This is a genomic window from Pseudomonas donghuensis (genome assembly GCF_000259195.1).
In the GTDB taxonomy this organism is placed as follows: Bacteria; Pseudomonadota; Gammaproteobacteria; order Pseudomonadales; family Pseudomonadaceae; genus Aquipseudomonas; species Aquipseudomonas donghuensis.
On the sequence record NZ_JH650765.1, the window covers coordinates 32,276 to 47,301 of the forward strand.

Here is a 15,026-nt window from a genome sequence, read left to right on the forward strand (position 1 = left end):
GCCTGAGCCTTGAGCTGCTGCCCCGGGCAGCGGCACGGGCCGGGCTGCAGGCACGTGTCCTGCGCCGTGAGCTGGGGGCGATCTCGGCGCTCAACCTGCCTGTGCTGTTACTGCTCAAGGACGGTCGCTGCGCAGTGCTGCGCCGCTGGGGCGATGACGGCCGGGCGTTGATCCTGCCGTGTGAAGCCGAAGGTGGCGAGCAGTGGGTCAGCCGCCAGGAACTGCTTGAAGCCTACGCTGGGGAAGCGCTGTTCGCCCGCCCCCGCCACGAACTCGAAGACCTGCGTGCGCCGTTGATGCCGCGGGTCAACGCCTGGTTCCGCGACACCCTGAAGCTGTCCCGCTGGCTCTACAGCGACGCCATACTCGCCAGCTTGCTGATCAACCTGTTGGGGCTGATGGTGCCCTTGTTCGTCATGCAGACCTACGATCGGGTGGTGCCCAACCAGGCCACTTCGACCCTCTGGGTGCTCACTGCCGGCCTGCTCATCGGCACCCTGTTCGAATTGACCCTGCGCGTGGTCCGCGCCCACTTGCTCGACCAGGCCGGGAAAAAGACCGACCTGATTCTCTCTGCCACCCTGTTCGAACGCATCACCGGCATGTCGATGAAAGCCCGCCCCGCGACCGTTGGCGGTTTTGCCCAGAGCATTCACGACTTCCAGGGCTTGCGTGAATTTCTCACCGCCGTAACCCTGACCAGCGTCATCGACCTGCCCTTCGTGGTGCTGATGCTGGCGGTGATCGGCCTGCTCGGCGGCTGGCTGGTGGTCATCCCGCTGATCGCCTTCCCGCTGACCATCCTCTTCGCCTTGTTCATTCAGGTGCGCCTGCGCGATACCGTGCAAAAAAGCCTGGCCCTGGGTGCCGTGCGCCAGGCGCTGCTGATCGAAACCCTCGGCGGCCTGGAAACCCTCAAGGCCTGCAGCGCCGAAAGCGAGCGCCAATACCAGTGGGAAAGCACCCATGGCGCCCTCACCCGCCTCGACGCCCACGCCCGCAACCTGTCGGCCATCGCCACCAACGGCACCCTGTTCATCCAACAGTTTTGCGGCATGGCCACCATCGTTGCCGGGGTTTACAGCATCATTGCCGGCAACCTCAGCGTCGGTGCCCTGGTTGCCAGCTACATGCTCGGCAGCCGGGTACTGGCACCGCTGGGGCAGATCGCCGGGCTGATCACCCGCTACCAGCAGGCACAACTGACCATGCGCAGCACCGATGCGCTGATGGCCTTGCCCCAGGAACGCCAGGCCGGCCAGCAGCCGCTGGAACGCACCCACCTGCACGGCGCCCTCGACGTCAACCACGTGAACTTTCGCTACCACGGGCAAAACGCCGCCGCCCTCAACGACATCAACTTCAGCGTCAAGCCGGGCGAGCGCATCGGCATCATCGGCCGCAGCGGCTCCGGCAAAAGTACCCTGGCACGCCTGCTGATGGGCTTCTATGCCCCGGATGAAGGGCAAATCCTGCTCGACAACATCGACCTGCGCCAGCTGGACATCGCCGACCTGCGTCACCAACTGGGCTATGTCGCCCATGACCTGCCGCTGCTGGCCGGCAGCCTGCGCGACAACCTGACCCTCGGCGCCCGCTATGTCAGCGATGCGCGCATGCTCGAAGTCGCCGAACTGACCGGCGTCAGCGAACTGGCCCGCCAGCACCCGCAAGGCTTCGACCGCCCGGTGGGCGAGCGCGGTCAACTGCTCTCCGGTGGCCAGCGCCAGGCCGTGCTGCTGGCCCGGGCGATGCTGCTCGAACCGCCGATCATGATCCTCGACGAACCCACCAGCCACATGGACAACAGCAGCGAAGACCAACTGCGCCAGCGCCTGCATGGCTGGGTGCAGGGCAAGACCTTGCTGCTGGTCACCCACCGCACCTCGCTGCTCAGCCTGGTCGACCGCCTGCTGGTGCTGGACAACGGCAAGATCGTTGCCGACGGGCCGAAGGACGCGGTCATCGATGCACTGCGCAAAGGCCGCGTTGGCGCGGCACTCTAGGGGGGTCCATCCATGTCCGTAAGCCAAGGCCTGCGCAGTTACTTCCAGAGTTTCGGCAAGACCGCCGAACGCGAGTTCATGCCCGACGTGGCGGGCGCCACGCTGCAGGATTCGCCGCGCCTGTCACGCATCACCGTATGGCTGGCCGCAGCGTTGTTGCTGGTAGCGCTGCTCTGGGCCAAGTTTGCCGTGCTCGATGAAGTGACCATGGGCGAAGGCAAAGCCATTCCGTCGAGCAAGGTCCAGGTGATCCAGAACCTTGAAGGCGGCATCGTCACCGAAATCTTCGTGCGCGAAGGGCAGATGGTGAACAAGGGCGATACCCTGCTGCGCCTGGACGACACGCGCTTTTTGTCCAACAAGGGCGAGAGCGAGGCCGACCGCTTTGCCCTCACCGCCCAGGTCGAGCGCCTCTCGGCCGAAGCCGAAGGCCGGCCGTTCCAGCTCTCCGAAGAGGTACGCAGCAAGGCACCACAGGTGGCGGAAGACGAGCTGGCGTTGTATCAGTCGCGCCAGCGCCGCCTGAACAGCGAGAAGCAGACCCTCAACGAACAACTGCGGCAGAAAACCCAGGAACTGGCCGAGTTCCGCTCCAAGGTCGAGCAGTACCGCTCGGCCCTGGCGCTGCTGCAGCAAGAGCTGAACATGTCCACGCCCCTGGTCGGCACCGGGGCAATCTCGCCGGTAGAGATCCTGCGCCTCAAGCGCAGTACTGTGGAAGCCCGCGGCTCGCTCAACGCCACCAGCCTGGCGATCCCCCGCGCCGAAGCGGCAGTGGCCGAAATCAAGAGCAAGATCGAAGAGTCTGAAGCCGGGTTTCGCTCGGAGGCCGCCAAGGAGCTCAACGAAAAACGCACCGACCTGTCGAAGATCACTGCCTCGAGCATCGCCATCGACGACCGGGTGACCCGCACCACGGTGGTTTCGCCAGTACACGGGATCATCAAGCTGCTCAAGGTCAACACCATCGGCGGCGTGGTCCAGCCCGGCAGCGACCTGCTGGAAATCGTGCCGCTGGAAGACAACCTGCTGATCGAGGCCAAGGTACGCCCACAAGATGTTGCCTTCCTGCACCCCGGGCAATCGGCGATGGTCAAGTTCAGCGCCTATGACTACACCATTTATGGCGGCCTCAAGGCCAAGCTCGAGCTGATCAGCGCCGATACCGTCACCGATGACAAGGGCAATGCCTTTTACCTGATCCAGGTACGTACTGACCGCAACCATCTGGGCGGTGACAACAAACCGCTGCTGATCATCCCGGGCATGACGGCCACGGTGGACATCATCACCGGGCACAAGAGCGTGCTCGACTACCTGCTCAAGCCGGTGCTCAAGGCACAGACCGAGGCGATGCGCGAACGCTGAGGCGTTCGGGAACTGCTGAGTGCAGCTCATCGCCGGCAAGGCCGGCTCCCACAGTGAGTGTGTCTACCGGTCTTGTGGGAGCTGGCCTTGCCAGCGATCGAGCGCGAAGCACTCGCAACAGGTCAGCGCAAATGATTACGCTCGTACGTCTCGCGCCCCATCGCCGCGATCTGCCCCTCGATCAGCGCCTCGAACGGCTTTAACAACGCATCGAAACCCTGCGGCGCCTCCAACACGTTCAATGCCTGTACCACCGCCTCCAGGGTCGACAACGCGCCCGGCTGCGGTGCCTTGCGCAGGCGATAACGCGACGGCAGCACTTGCGCCAGGGTCACCCGCGGCAATCCGCCCAGCAACGGATTCAAATGCAGCAACTTGCTCGCCTTGCGCCAGGTGCCATCCGGCACCACCAACTGCCACGGGCGATCATCCTGGCCGTCGGCATAAGCCTCCAGCGGCAACGCCTCATCCCCCGGAAACAACAACGCACTGCGATACCCCGGCGCCTCAAGCAGCTCAGGCAGGTCCTCGAACACTTCCCCCACCCGCAACTGCGCATTACGCAAGCCAAGCGCCGCCAGCTTGGCGGTATTGAGGGCATGGCGCACTTCACTGGGATGCTGCAGCAACAGCACGCGGGTGCGGCTGCCCAGGGACGGGATCAACGGACAAAGACAATGAGCTTGTGGGCGCAAACAGCGCTCGCAGTGGATTCTGGACATCGGGTTCTCCTGAGCGGGCAAAGTGTGCCACAGCAGCCCCGAAAAAAGCCCACTTCCCTGTGGGAGAGACGCAAAGCGTCAGCGGTTGAAACGTTCAGCCAGGCTGTACAGGTAATCGGCCATGCGTTCGAGGTCCTGGCTGATTTCGGCGCCCTGCTTGGCCTGCCCGGCGCTGTGATCGCAGAGCTGGGCGATGCGGGTGATCTGTTGGTTGATGTCCTCGGCGACATGGCTCTGCTGTTCCGAGGCGGTGGCCATCTGCTGACTCATACCGGTGATGCGGCTGACCGCCTGGGTGATGCCCACCAGCGCCGACTGCACCGCCTCGACGCTGTGCACACTGTCGCGAGAAATCTGCTCGCCTTTGCTGGCACTGGAGACCGCCCGCTCGGCGCCGGCGCGCAACGAGGCGATGATCTGGTGGATCTCCTCGGTCGAGGTGCGGGTACGCTGAGCCAACGAACGCACTTCGTCAGCGACCACGGCGAAGCCCCTGCCCTGCTCGCCGGCCCGCGCCGCTTCAATGGCGGCATTGAGCGCCAGCAGGTTGGTCTGCTCGGCAATCGAGGTGATGACATCGACCACGCTGCCGATCGACTGGGTCTGGTCGGCCAGGGCATTGACCGCCTGACCGATGTCGCTGACCGCCTCGGCCATGCTGCCCATGGCGCGCAGGCTCTGCTGCGCCAGGTCACTACCCTGCTGAGCCAGGTGGTCGGCGTCAGAAGCGGCGGTGGCGGTGTTCTGCACATTGTGGGTCACTTCCTGGATGGTCGCCGCCATTTGCGCGATGGCCGTGGCCGACTGGTCGGTTTCGCTGCGCTGGCGGTCGAGCATCTGCGCCTGGGCGCCAGACAAATCGGACGACTGCGCGGCACGCGCCTTCACCCCCACGCCAGCATCCACCAGCCGGGTCAGTGCCGTTTGCAAGCGCGCTTCTTCACTGAGGATTGCCAGGTCCAACTGGCCCTGCAGGCCGCTGCTGTCGCTATAGGTCAGGGCCACCAGAGGGCTGGTGAAGGCTTTCGGGTGCTCGCCCAGGGTACGGCGGATCACCCGGTTCTGGCGTGCCTCGATCAGGTACCAGGCGCTGAGCAAACTGGCCATCAATACGCCCAGCGCAGCGTACTGCGGTAGCCACAGGTAGCTGATCGCCGAAAGCACACCCGCCGCCACCAGTGGCCAGCCATGTTCCAGGCTAGCGCCAAGTCGCGCCGCCAGCGGTACCGGGCTTCGCCCCTGGCGCAACCGCGCATACAGACTTGTCGCGCGGCGGATCTGCTCGCGGCTCGGTACCGAACGCACCGACTCGTAGCCGCTGATCCGGCCGTTCTCGTAAATCGCCGTGACGTAGGCACTGACCCAATAAAAATCGCCATTCTTCGAGCGATTTTTCACCACCCCCATCCAGGGTTTGCCCTGTTTGATGGTGTCCCACATGTGGCCGAACACTGCAGGTGGCATGTCCGGATGACGCACCAGATTGTGTGGCTGACCGAGCAATTCCTCGTAGGTAAAACCGCTGATGGCGACAAAGGCATCGTTGCAATAGGTGATACGGCTGTTGAGGTCGGTGGTGGAAATCAGCCGTTGTTCGCTCGGAAAGGTTCTTTCATGCTCAGTGACGGGCAAATTCATGCGCATCTGGGCGATCCCTGCAAAGGAAATGATGGGAAATTTCATCAAGCCAATACAGGTTTAGCAGAGCAATTACGGGGTTGCGGCCGATACTTTCAGGATTTTTTGCAGCAGTGACTAAATTTTTCAGTGACTGTTTCGTTCAGGCAGACGTGAGTTGCGCCTTGAGCAGATCGCGGAAGGTCTGAATCAAGGGTTCGCGGCTGCGGCCACGGCGAATGATCATGGAGAACGGCGCCTGATAGCCGAAGGTCGCCGGCGATAGTACCCGCAAATCGCCCTTATCGGCCCAGGCCTGGGCGTAGTGCTCCGGCAGGTAGCCGATATAGGCGCCCGACAACACCAGAATCAGCTGCGCCTCCATACTTTCCACGGTCGCCGCGCTGTGCTTGAAACCGTGGCGGGCAAGCTCTGCCTGGCTCCAGTAGCCGCGACCGACCATGCGCTGCTGGGTGATCACCTGCTCGGGAATGCGCCGCTCGTTGAACAGCGGATGGCGGTTGCTGCAATACAGCCAGTGCTGCTCACGGTACAACGGCTGATACACCAGGCCGCTCATGCGCGTGGAAAAGGCGCCGATGGCCAGGTCCAGGCGGTTGTCCTGTACCCCCAGTTGCAGCTCGTAGGGGCTCGATACCGAGAGGTGCAAGTGCACCGCCGGGTGTTCCTGGCTGTAGGCGCCAATGGCTTCGGCCAGGGGCAAGGCCCGATCACCCACCGTGGAGTCGATCACGCCCAGGTTGAGGGTGCCGCGCAATTCGCCCTTGAGCGCCGCCGCGTACTGCTCGAAGCCGTCCATTTCCGCCAGCAGGCGCAAAGTCTCCTGGTGGAACAGTTCGCCCTTGCTGGTCAGGCTGAAACCACCGCGGCCGCGATGGCAGAGGACGATGCCCAGCGCCGCCTCCAGCTGGCTCATGTAGGTACTGATCGCCGAGGTCGACAGGTTCAGCTCGCGCTGGGCATTGGCGAAACCCTGATGACGCACGACGCTGACAAAGATGCGCAGGAGTTTCAGGTCAGGCAAGGCAGAGGCCATCTGATCGCGGTCCGCTGAGTGACAGATGGCCGGATTCTAACCCCAACACTGGCATTAGTTCAGAAAAACCTGAACTAAGTATTTGCCTGTAGCGATTCTTTTCATCCACTACCTTTTGCAGACTCTGCCGCAATGCACCTGCTTGCCGGCATTTCAGGGGTTGCCCCGGGCCAGCCAGACAGGTTCCAACAACTAGAACAATCGAATCGATGAGGCCCGACCGTGGACAAGATTCTGCACCAACCACTGGGCGGCAACGAAATGCCGCGCTTCGGCGGCATCGCCACCATGCTCCGTCTCCCTCACCTGCAAAGCGCCGAAGGCCTGGATGCCGCGTTCATCGGCATCCCCCTGGACATCGGCACCTCGCTGCGCTCCGGCACCCGCTTCGGCCCACGGCAGATCCGCGCCGAATCGGTGATGATCCGCCCGTACAACATGGCCACTGGCGCTGCGCCCTTCGATTCGTTGTCGGTTGCCGATATCGGTGACGTGGCGATCAACACCTTCAACCTGCTCGACGCTGTGCGAATAATTGAAGAAGCCTACGACGAAATCCTCGAACACAACGTCATCCCCATGACCATGGGCGGTGACCACACCATCACCCTGCCAATCCTGCGGGCGATCCACAAGAAGCACGGCAAGGTCGGGCTGGTGCACATCGATGCCCACGCAGACGTCAACGATCACATGTTCGGCGAGAAAATCGCCCACGGCACCACTTTCCGCCGCGCCGTCGAAGAAGGCCTGCTGGACTGCGACCGTGTGGTGCAGATCGGCCTGCGCGCTCAGGGCTATACCGCCGAAGACTTCAACTGGAGCCGCAAGCAGGGCTTTCGTGTGGTTCAGGCCGAAGAGTGCTGGCACAAGTCGCTGGCGCCGTTGATGGCCGAAGTGCGCGAGAAAGTCGGCGGCGGCCCGGTGTACCTGAGCTTTGACATCGACGGTATCGACCCGGCCTGGGCGCCCGGTACCGGCACCCCGGAAATCGGCGGCCTGACCACGATCCAGGCGATGGAAATCATCCGCGGTTGCCAGGGCCTGGACCTGATCGGCTGCGACCTGGTGGAAGTCTCGCCACCTTACGACACCACCGGCAACACCTCGTTGCTCGGTGCCAACCTGCTGTACGAAATGCTCTGTGCACTGCCGGGCGTGGCTCGCCGCTAACGGTTGCACACCAGGAGTTGCAACAGGGCAGGAGCCATGACAGTCGGGCCGCAACGACGGCCCACTGAGTGGACGAATGACCCGGCGCCAGGCTTGCCTGGCGCCGGGGTCGATCTCACCATAATAAAGATAATTGGAGACACCCATGGCCTTGGACATATTCGTTGTTCTGATCTACGCGGCCGGCATGCTCGCGCTTGGCTGGTTCGGCATGCGCCGGGCAAAAACCCATGAAGATTACCTGGTGGCCGGGCGCAACCTGGGCCCAAGCCTGTACATGGGCACCATGGCCGCCACGGTCCTGGGCGGCGCTTCGACCGTCGGTACCGTACGCCTTGGCTATGTACACGGGATTTCCGGCTTCTGGCTGTGCGCCGCCCTGGGCCTGGGCATCATTGCCCTGAACCTGTTCCTGGCCAAACCACTGCTGCGCCTGAAGATCTTCACCGTCACCCAGGTGCTGGAAAAACGCTACAACCCCATGGCCCGCCAGGCCAGCGCGGTGATCATGCTCGCTTACGCGCTAATGATCGCGGTGACCTCGACCCTGGCCATCGGCACCGTCCTGCAAGTGCTGTTCGACCTGCCGTTCTGGGGCGCGGTGCTGCTCGGTGGTGGCGTGGTAGTGGTGTACTCGACCATCGGCGGCATGTGGTCGCTGACCCTGACCGACATCGTCCAGTTCGTGATCAAGACCGTCGGCCTGATGTTCGTCCTGCTGCCCATCTGCCTGTACAAGGTCGGTGGCTGGGATCAACTGGTGGCCAAGCTGCCCGCCAGCAACTTCAGCCTGACCACCATCGGCTGGGACACCATCATCACCTACTTCCTGATCTACTTCTTCGGCATCCTGATCGGCCAGGATATCTGGCAACGGGTGTTCACCGCCCGTGACGAGAAGGTCGCCAAGTACGCTGGCACCACCGCTGGGGTTTATTGCGTGATCTACGGCCTGGTGTGCGCAGTGATCGGCATGGCGGCGCATATCCTCCTGCCGGATCTGGACAACGCCAACAACGCCTTTGCCGCAATCGTCAAATCCGCCCTGCCTGACGGCATCCGCGGCCTGGTGATTGCTGCTGCGCTGGCGGCGATGATGTCGACCGCCAGTGCCGGCCTGCTGGCAGCGTCCACGGTACTGACCGAAGACCTGCTGCCGAAACTGCGTGGCGGCAAGCAGTCGAGCCTGGGCATCAACCGCCTGTTCACCCTGCTGACCGGTATTGCCGTGCTGGGTATCGCCCTGGTGGTGACCGATGTCATCAGCGCGCTGACCCTGGCTTATAACCTGCTGGTGGGCGGCATGCTGATTCCGCTGATCGGTGCCATCTACTGGAAACGCGCCACCACCGCAGCGGCGATCACCAGTATGAGCCTGGGCTTCGTCACCGCTCTGGCGTTCATGATCAAGGACGGGATGGATGCCAACACGCCGATCTACTACAGCCTGGCGATCGGCCTGGTGAGTTTTGTGCTCGTCAGCCTGATGTCGCGCCGCCCGGTAGGCGCCGTCAACCTGGCCTGACCTGCAGATGCAGCACGGCCGTCGCATCAGCAATGATGCGGCGGCCGACGTGTTTTAGCGACGTGGCTGGCGCTTGCGCTGTTCTTCGTCGGTTGGAATCGGCACCGGCTGTAGCGGTGGCGGGATCAGGCCCAAGGCAGCGGCCAGGTCGTGGAGCCAGTTGAACAGATGGTTTCTCATAACTCCCCCTTACGGGTCAGCCTGCACGGCGAACAAATCCTGCGATGCTTCATACAGATCATAGCCCGATGTCTTACATTGCGCATGTTGAAAACATACGACCAAAGCCAAGTTTGATATCCCTCAAGCACTGACCGCCAGCCCCGGCGCCTGTGCAACTGTTTCCCCTTGTTGCAAATCGATCCAGGCACTCAGGTTCGCCCCGCGCATGCCCTTGCGCCACATCAGCCAGGTGGTGGCCTGACCGAACGGCGCCTGCAGGCGATGCACCGCCACCCGCTCCCTGCCCGGCAGGCTGTCGAGCATCGACTGGGCCATCAGCGCCACCCCTGCCCCGGCGATTACGCAGGCGAGCATGCTTGGATATGACTCGATCTCCATGGCCCGGCCCATGGCCGCATGATCATGGGCATACCAGGCTTCCAGGCGCATCCGGTAGGAACAACCCTGACGAAAGGTGAACACCGCCCGCCCGGCGACATCGCGGGCACTGCGCACTGGCGCATGGCCGGGCTCGGTGATCAGCACCAGGGTTTCATCGCACAGCGGTACCCCATCGAGCCCGGCCAGGGCTAGCGGTCCATCAACCAATGCCGCGTCCAGGCGGCCACTGAGCAAGCCTTCGAGCAACTCGCCGCTGGGCGCCGCCTGCACCTGCAGGTTCACCGCCGGATAAGCGCTGTGGTACCGGGCCAGCAGCTCCGGCAGGTGAATCGCCGCAGTGCTGTACATCGAGCCGAGGACGAACTCCCCGGCGGGTTGCCCGCCCTGCACGGCGGCAAAAGCTTCATCATGCAGGGCAAGCATGCGCCCAGCGTAATCGAGCAGCACCTTGCCCGCCGGTGATAGCTGCAAACGCTGGCGTTCACGGCGGAACAGCTCGACGCCCAGTTGCTCTTCGAGCTGGCGCAGGCGGGTCGACAGGTTCGACGGTACCCGGTGCAGGCGCTCGGCAGCGCGGGTCACCGAGCCCTCCTCGGCCACCGCCTGAAAAATCCGCAACTGGCTGAGCTCCATGAGCCATTCTCCAAAACAGAATAAGTTTCTCATCATTATTCAATTTTATTGAAAGTCAACCGGCTTTAGCCTGACGGTCATCCACGCTTGTGCAGGAATCGCCGCCATGTCGCCACTTGCCCGCCTTCTCGCCTGTGCCGTTGCCCTGATGATGGCCATGGGCATTGGCCGCTTCGCCCTGACCCCGCAGTTGCCGCACCTGATCAGCGAAGGCCAGATCAGCCTGACCGCCGCCGGCCTGATCGCCGCCGCCAACTACCTGGGGTATTTCCTCGGTGCGCTGGACGCCATGTTCGCCCGCCGCCCGGGCCAGGTCAGCGCGCGCCTGCACGCAGGGCTGTGGCTGTGTGTAGTGCTGACCCTGGCGTCGTTCTGGGCCAGCGGCTTCTGGGCCCACCTGCTGCTGCGCTTTGGCACCGGCGTGGCCAGCGCCTGGGTGCTGGTCATGCTCACCAGCCTCAGCCAGCAAGTGGCGGCGGCCAGCAACCGGCCACGGCTGGGCGCCCTGGTATTTGCCGGGCCTGGCGTGGGAATTTTGCTTACCGGCATGCTGGCGCTGGTCGCCAACCTCAAGGGCCTGGGTTCGGCACCTTTGTGGCTGATCTACGCGGCGGTTGCGCTGCTGATGCTGCTGGTCGTGCTGCCAGCGCTGCCACGTCCGCAGCCAGACATGCCTGCTGGCAGCCCGGCGCTCGCCCAGCCCGCCGCACAAGGGATGGGCCGCTTGGGCGGGGTGTATGCGCTGTACGGTATCGGTTACATCATCCCCGCGACCTTCATGTCGCAGATGGCCAGCGCGCGCTTTCACGGGCACTGGCTGGCTGATCTGTTCTGGCCCGGCTTCGGCCTGGCGGCAGCGCTGGGCGTGGTGCTGGTCAGCCTGCGCCGCCCGGGCATGGGCAGTACCTCACACTGGCTGATCGCAACCCTGTGGCTGCAGGCCGCCGGCGTGTTCGCTTGTCTGCTGGGCAACGGCCTGGGCCTGGCACTCGGGGTGGTCCTCTGTGGCGGCCCGTTCCTGGCCTGTATGCAACTGGTAATGCAACGCTCGCGGGAGCTGGCGCCGCAGGCAAGCCAACGCAATGCCGGGTTGCTGACCGCCTGCTTTGCCCTCGGCCAGCTCAGCGGGCCGTTGCTGGCGGCGCTGAGCAATCAGTTTGCCGGCAGCCTGCAAGCCGCGCTGGTCATCGCGGCCAGCGGCCTGTTACTCGCAGGCATGCTGCTGTTGCGCGCGCAGGCTAGCCGAGCAGGCTGCGCAGACGTCGGCGCACCCACTGCTCAGCGCTGACCAGGGTCACCCCGAGCAGCACCATGATCGCCCCGAGGACGAAGTTCAGGCTCAGCGGCTCGCCGAGCAGCAGCACCCCGAAGGTCACCCCGAACAACGGGGTAATAAAGGAGAACACCGCCAGGTTCGAGGCCAGGTAGCGGCGCAGCAGCCAGAACCAGGTCAGGTAGCTGAAGAACGACACGATCAGGCCCTGGAACAGCAGGCTGCCGATCGATAGCGGGGTGAACTGCACGTGGGTAACCTGACCACTGGCGACGGCTATCAGCAGCAAGCCGACGAAACCGACCGCCAATTGATAGAACAGCGTCAGAGTCGCCGGGGCTTCAGACAACCGCGAAGCACGCACCACCACGGTGGTTGCGCCCCAGGCCAGGCCCGCCAGCACACCGAAGGCATCACCGAGCAACATGCGCCCGTCCAACTGCGCCAACGAGATACCACCTGCAAAAGCAAAGGCAATGCCGCCAAACGCCAACAGGATGCCCAGCCACTGCAAGGGCCGCAGCCGCTCGCTCGGCAGCATGAAATGCAAGCCCAGGGCAGTGAACACCGGTGCGGTGTAAAGGAATACCGACATGTGCGCCGCCGAGGTCAGCTTCAGGCCTTCGGCGATGAACAGAAACTCCAGGCCGAACAGCGCACCGGCCAGCAGACCACCACGCCAGGTGCTGGCTACCTGATCCCAGCCGCCGCGAAAGCACATCAGCAGGCCGACCAGCACCGCCGCCATGCCCGAGCGCATGGCCTGTTGCATGACCGGGGCGATATCCGGCGCGGCCCACTTGATCATGACCTGCTGGATACCCCAGATCAGGCACAGTACCAGCATCACTTGCAGGGCAAAGGCATCGGTATTGCGGCGGCTGACGCTCATCGGGCGCCCCCGGAATCAGGCATCGACATGGCAGGTTCTCGGCAGAAGTGGATCCATCGCCGATTATCAGCGGCAGCGGCCGCTCAATGCCAGCCTTGTGTTGCCTGCTTCAGGCAATCTGCGCCCTGGAGGCCAATTGATCGAAGGTCGTTTCGTCCAGGGGATCGTCCTGTTCATCCAGTACCTGACGCGGGTGAGCGTTGCCCGGAATGCTGCTGTCCAGCAGGCTCAACAGCCGCGAGCCGCGTTCGGTGAGGATGAAGTTCTCGCCGTTGCCGCCCTCGTCTTCCGGGCGTGACGCAAAATAACCGCGCTCGAACAGCAGCTTTTCGTACTCACATGCCTTGGTTTTCAGATGATCGAGATCGCCAGGGGCCGCACCCTCGGCCGCCAGCTGGGCCGCATGCTGCTCGGCGTAGGGCCTGGGGGTAAAACTGTGCCCGGCGCTGTTCTGCGCTTCGTGCAACAGGCGTTCGATCAGGTCCCAGTCGTAGGTGGTCATTGGCATAGCCTCAATCAGGGTAAGTAAGATTGTGACCGGTGCGCGGGGCTGCGGTTCGACTGATTTTAAGTGTGCCGCCAGCCTGCTGCCCGCTGATCGACAAGCGGTTGCAGGAGCTGAAGGCAGCGGAGAAAAAGACCTGAAATCGGGGTGAAGCTATCGCTGGCAAGCCAGCTCCCACAAGGACGACAAAGAACCTGTGGGAGCCGGTCTTGCCGGCGATGAGGCCGGCGCTTACTCCGCAGCCGGCGCCGGCTTGCGGCGCTTGAGCGGTGCCAGGCCATCGGCGCTGGCCAGCGGGGCGTTAGGCTTCGGCTTGGCGGTCGGCTTGCGCTTGGCTACGACCTTCTTGTCGCCTTTCTTGTCAGCTTTTTTCTTCTTCACACCGGCCGCCTTGCCCGAGGCCTTGACCTTCTTCGGCCCGGTGTACGTACCTTTGACTTCCTTGATCACCCGACGCTCGAAGCTCTGCTTCAGGTAGCGCTCGATGCTCGACATCAGGTTCCAGTCGCCGTGGCAGATCAGCGATACCGCCAGGCCTTCGTTACCGGCACGGCCGGTACGGCCGATGCGGTGCACGTACTCGTCGCCACTGCGTGGCATGTCGAAGTTGATCACCAGGTCCAGGCCGTCGACGTCCAGGCCGCGGGCGGCGACGTCGGTGGCAACGAGGATCTTGGCGCCGCCCTGCTTCAGGCGCTCGATCGCCAGCTTGCGGTCCTTCTGGTCCTTGTCGCCGTGCAGCACGAACGCCTTGTAGTCCTTGGCCACCAGGTGCCCGTAGATGCGGTCGGCCATCACCCGGGTGTTGGTGAAGATGATCGCCTTGTCGTAGGTCTCGTTCTGCAGCAGCCACTGCACGATCTGTTCTTTGTGCTGGTTATGGTCGGCGGTGATGATCTGCTGGCGGGTGCCTTCGGCCAGCTGGCTGACGCTGTTGAGCATCAGGTGTTCAGGGGTTTTCAGCACTTTGCCGATCATGTCGCGCAGGCCGGCACCGCCGGTGGTGGCGGAGAACAGCATGGTCTGTTCACGGTTCGGGCATTCGTTGCACAGGCGCTCGACGTCTTCGGCAAAGCCCATGTCGAGCATGCGGTCGGCTTCATCGAGCACGATGACCTGGACATGCTCCAGGTGCAGGTTGCCGGCATTGAGCTGTTCGAGCAGGCGACCCGGGGTGCCGATCAGCACGTCCGGCACCTTGCGCAGCATCGCTGCCTGTTCCTTGAAGTCTTCACCGCCGGTGATCAGGCCGGCCTTGATGAAGGTGAACTGGGAGAAACGCTCGACTTCCTTGAGGGTCTGCTGCGCCAGCTCGCGGGTCGGCAGCAGCACCAGGGCGCGAATTTCGACACGTTTTTGCTTGAGGTCAACCAGGCGGTTGAGCATCGGCAGGACGAAGGCTGCAGTCTTGCCGCTACCGGTTTGCGCCGTCACCCGCAGGTCACGCCCTTGCAACGCCAATGGGATGGCCGCTGCCTGCACCGGCGTCGGCTCGACAAATTTCAGCTCGGCCACGGCTTTGAGCAGGCGTTCGTGCAGGGCGAATTGGGAAAACACGGGTGTACCTCGGGCATGTGCAAAAAATTCAGTTGCATAGGGTAACGTTTTCCGGCGTCGGAGCCGAATTTCTTTTGGCAACTTCTTGCCAATACGCGCTCTAATGGCCTTGTTTTCGACTTGCGGACCCTCTA

12 protein-coding genes and 2 pseudogenes are annotated in these 15,026 nt (G+C 63.4%); 5 read left to right on the plus strand and 9 right to left on the minus strand.

Annotated features, from left to right (window positions below; genetic code table 11):
- A partial coding sequence (locus UW3_RS26970; protein WP_237716754.1) for a type I secretion system permease/ATPase occupies positions 1 to 2,006 on the plus strand: 2,006 nt, incomplete at its 5' end.
- A gap of 12 nt (positions 2,007 to 2,018) precedes the next feature.
- Positions 2,019 to 3,374: an HlyD family type I secretion periplasmic adaptor subunit gene (locus UW3_RS0113630; protein ID WP_010223051.1), complete on the plus strand. Its 1,356-nt coding sequence runs from the start codon at positions 2,019 to 2,021 to the stop codon at positions 3,372 to 3,374.
- Between the two features lie 122 nt (positions 3,375 to 3,496).
- Here UW3_RS0113630 and UW3_RS0113635 read toward each other — a convergent pair whose 3' ends face one another.
- The 4 genes and pseudogenes from UW3_RS0113635 to UW3_RS0113645 form a co-directional block, all read right to left on the minus strand.
- Entirely contained in the window at positions 3,497 to 4,096 is a 600-nt protein-coding gene (locus UW3_RS0113635; protein ID WP_010223052.1) for a tRNA-uridine aminocarboxypropyltransferase, read from the minus strand.
- Positions 4,097 to 4,174: 78 nt separating this feature from the next.
- A pseudogene (locus tag UW3_RS30235) lies at positions 4,175 to 5,149 on the minus strand (methyl-accepting chemotaxis protein); the annotation flags it as partial.
- A gap of 279 nt (positions 5,150 to 5,428) precedes the next feature.
- Positions 5,429 to 5,779, minus strand: a pseudogene (locus UW3_RS30240) (PAS domain-containing protein); the annotation flags it as partial.
- Positions 5,780 to 5,876: 97 nt separating this feature from the next.
- On the minus strand, positions 5,877 to 6,770 hold the full coding sequence (locus tag UW3_RS0113645; protein WP_010223054.1) for a LysR family transcriptional regulator: 894 nt from the start codon (positions 6,768 to 6,770) through the stop codon (positions 5,877 to 5,879).
- Between the two features lie 222 nt (positions 6,771 to 6,992).
- Here UW3_RS0113645 and speB point away from each other — a divergent pair, with 222 nt between their 5' ends.
- Together speB and UW3_RS0113655 are read left to right on the plus strand one after the other, a co-directional pair.
- On the plus strand, positions 6,993 to 7,943 hold the full coding sequence (gene speB, locus UW3_RS0113650) for an agmatinase (protein ID WP_010223055.1): 951 nt from the start codon (positions 6,993 to 6,995) through the stop codon (positions 7,941 to 7,943).
- Between the two features lie 145 nt (positions 7,944 to 8,088).
- Positions 8,089 to 9,468 carry a sodium:solute symporter family protein gene (locus UW3_RS0113655; protein WP_010223056.1) on the plus strand — a complete coding sequence of 460 codons (1,380 nt, stop codon included), beginning with the start codon at positions 8,089 to 8,091 and terminating at the stop codon, positions 9,466 to 9,468.
- 54 nt (positions 9,469 to 9,522) lie between these two features.
- Here the strand turns inward: UW3_RS0113655 and UW3_RS30085 are convergent, their stop codons facing one another.
- A complete protein-coding gene (locus UW3_RS30085; protein ID WP_010223057.1) occupies positions 9,523 to 9,648 on the minus strand; it encodes a PA1414 family protein in 126 nt (41 codons plus the stop codon).
- A 123-nt stretch (positions 9,649 to 9,771) separates the two neighbouring features.
- Positions 9,772 to 10,665 carry a putrescine utilization regulator PtrR gene (ptrR, locus tag UW3_RS0113665; RefSeq protein ID WP_010223058.1) on the minus strand — a complete coding sequence of 298 codons (894 nt, stop codon included), beginning with the start codon at positions 10,663 to 10,665 and terminating at the stop codon, positions 9,772 to 9,774.
- Between the two features lie 106 nt (positions 10,666 to 10,771).
- Here ptrR and UW3_RS0113670 point away from each other — a divergent pair, with 106 nt between their 5' ends.
- Positions 10,772 to 11,953 carry a YbfB/YjiJ family MFS transporter gene (locus tag UW3_RS0113670; RefSeq protein ID WP_010223059.1) on the plus strand — a complete coding sequence of 394 codons (1,182 nt, stop codon included), beginning with the start codon at positions 10,772 to 10,774 and terminating at the stop codon, positions 11,951 to 11,953.
- Here UW3_RS0113670 and UW3_RS0113675 read toward each other — a convergent pair.
- The 3 genes from UW3_RS0113675 to UW3_RS0113685 form a co-directional block, all read right to left on the minus strand.
- On the minus strand, positions 11,904 to 12,830 hold the full coding sequence (locus UW3_RS0113675; protein WP_010223060.1) for a DMT family transporter: 927 nt from the start codon (positions 12,828 to 12,830) through the stop codon (positions 11,904 to 11,906). The two genes, UW3_RS0113670 and UW3_RS0113675, sit on opposite strands and share 50 nt — an antisense overlap.
- 109 nt (positions 12,831 to 12,939) lie before the next feature.
- Entirely contained in the window at positions 12,940 to 13,332 is a 393-nt protein-coding gene (locus tag UW3_RS0113680) for a hypothetical protein (RefSeq protein WP_010223061.1), read from the minus strand.
- Between the two features lie 234 nt (positions 13,333 to 13,566).
- Entirely contained in the window at positions 13,567 to 14,892 is a 1,326-nt protein-coding gene (locus tag UW3_RS0113685; RefSeq protein ID WP_010223062.1) for a DEAD/DEAH box helicase, read from the minus strand.
- Positions 14,893 to 15,026 lie beyond the last annotated feature (134 nt).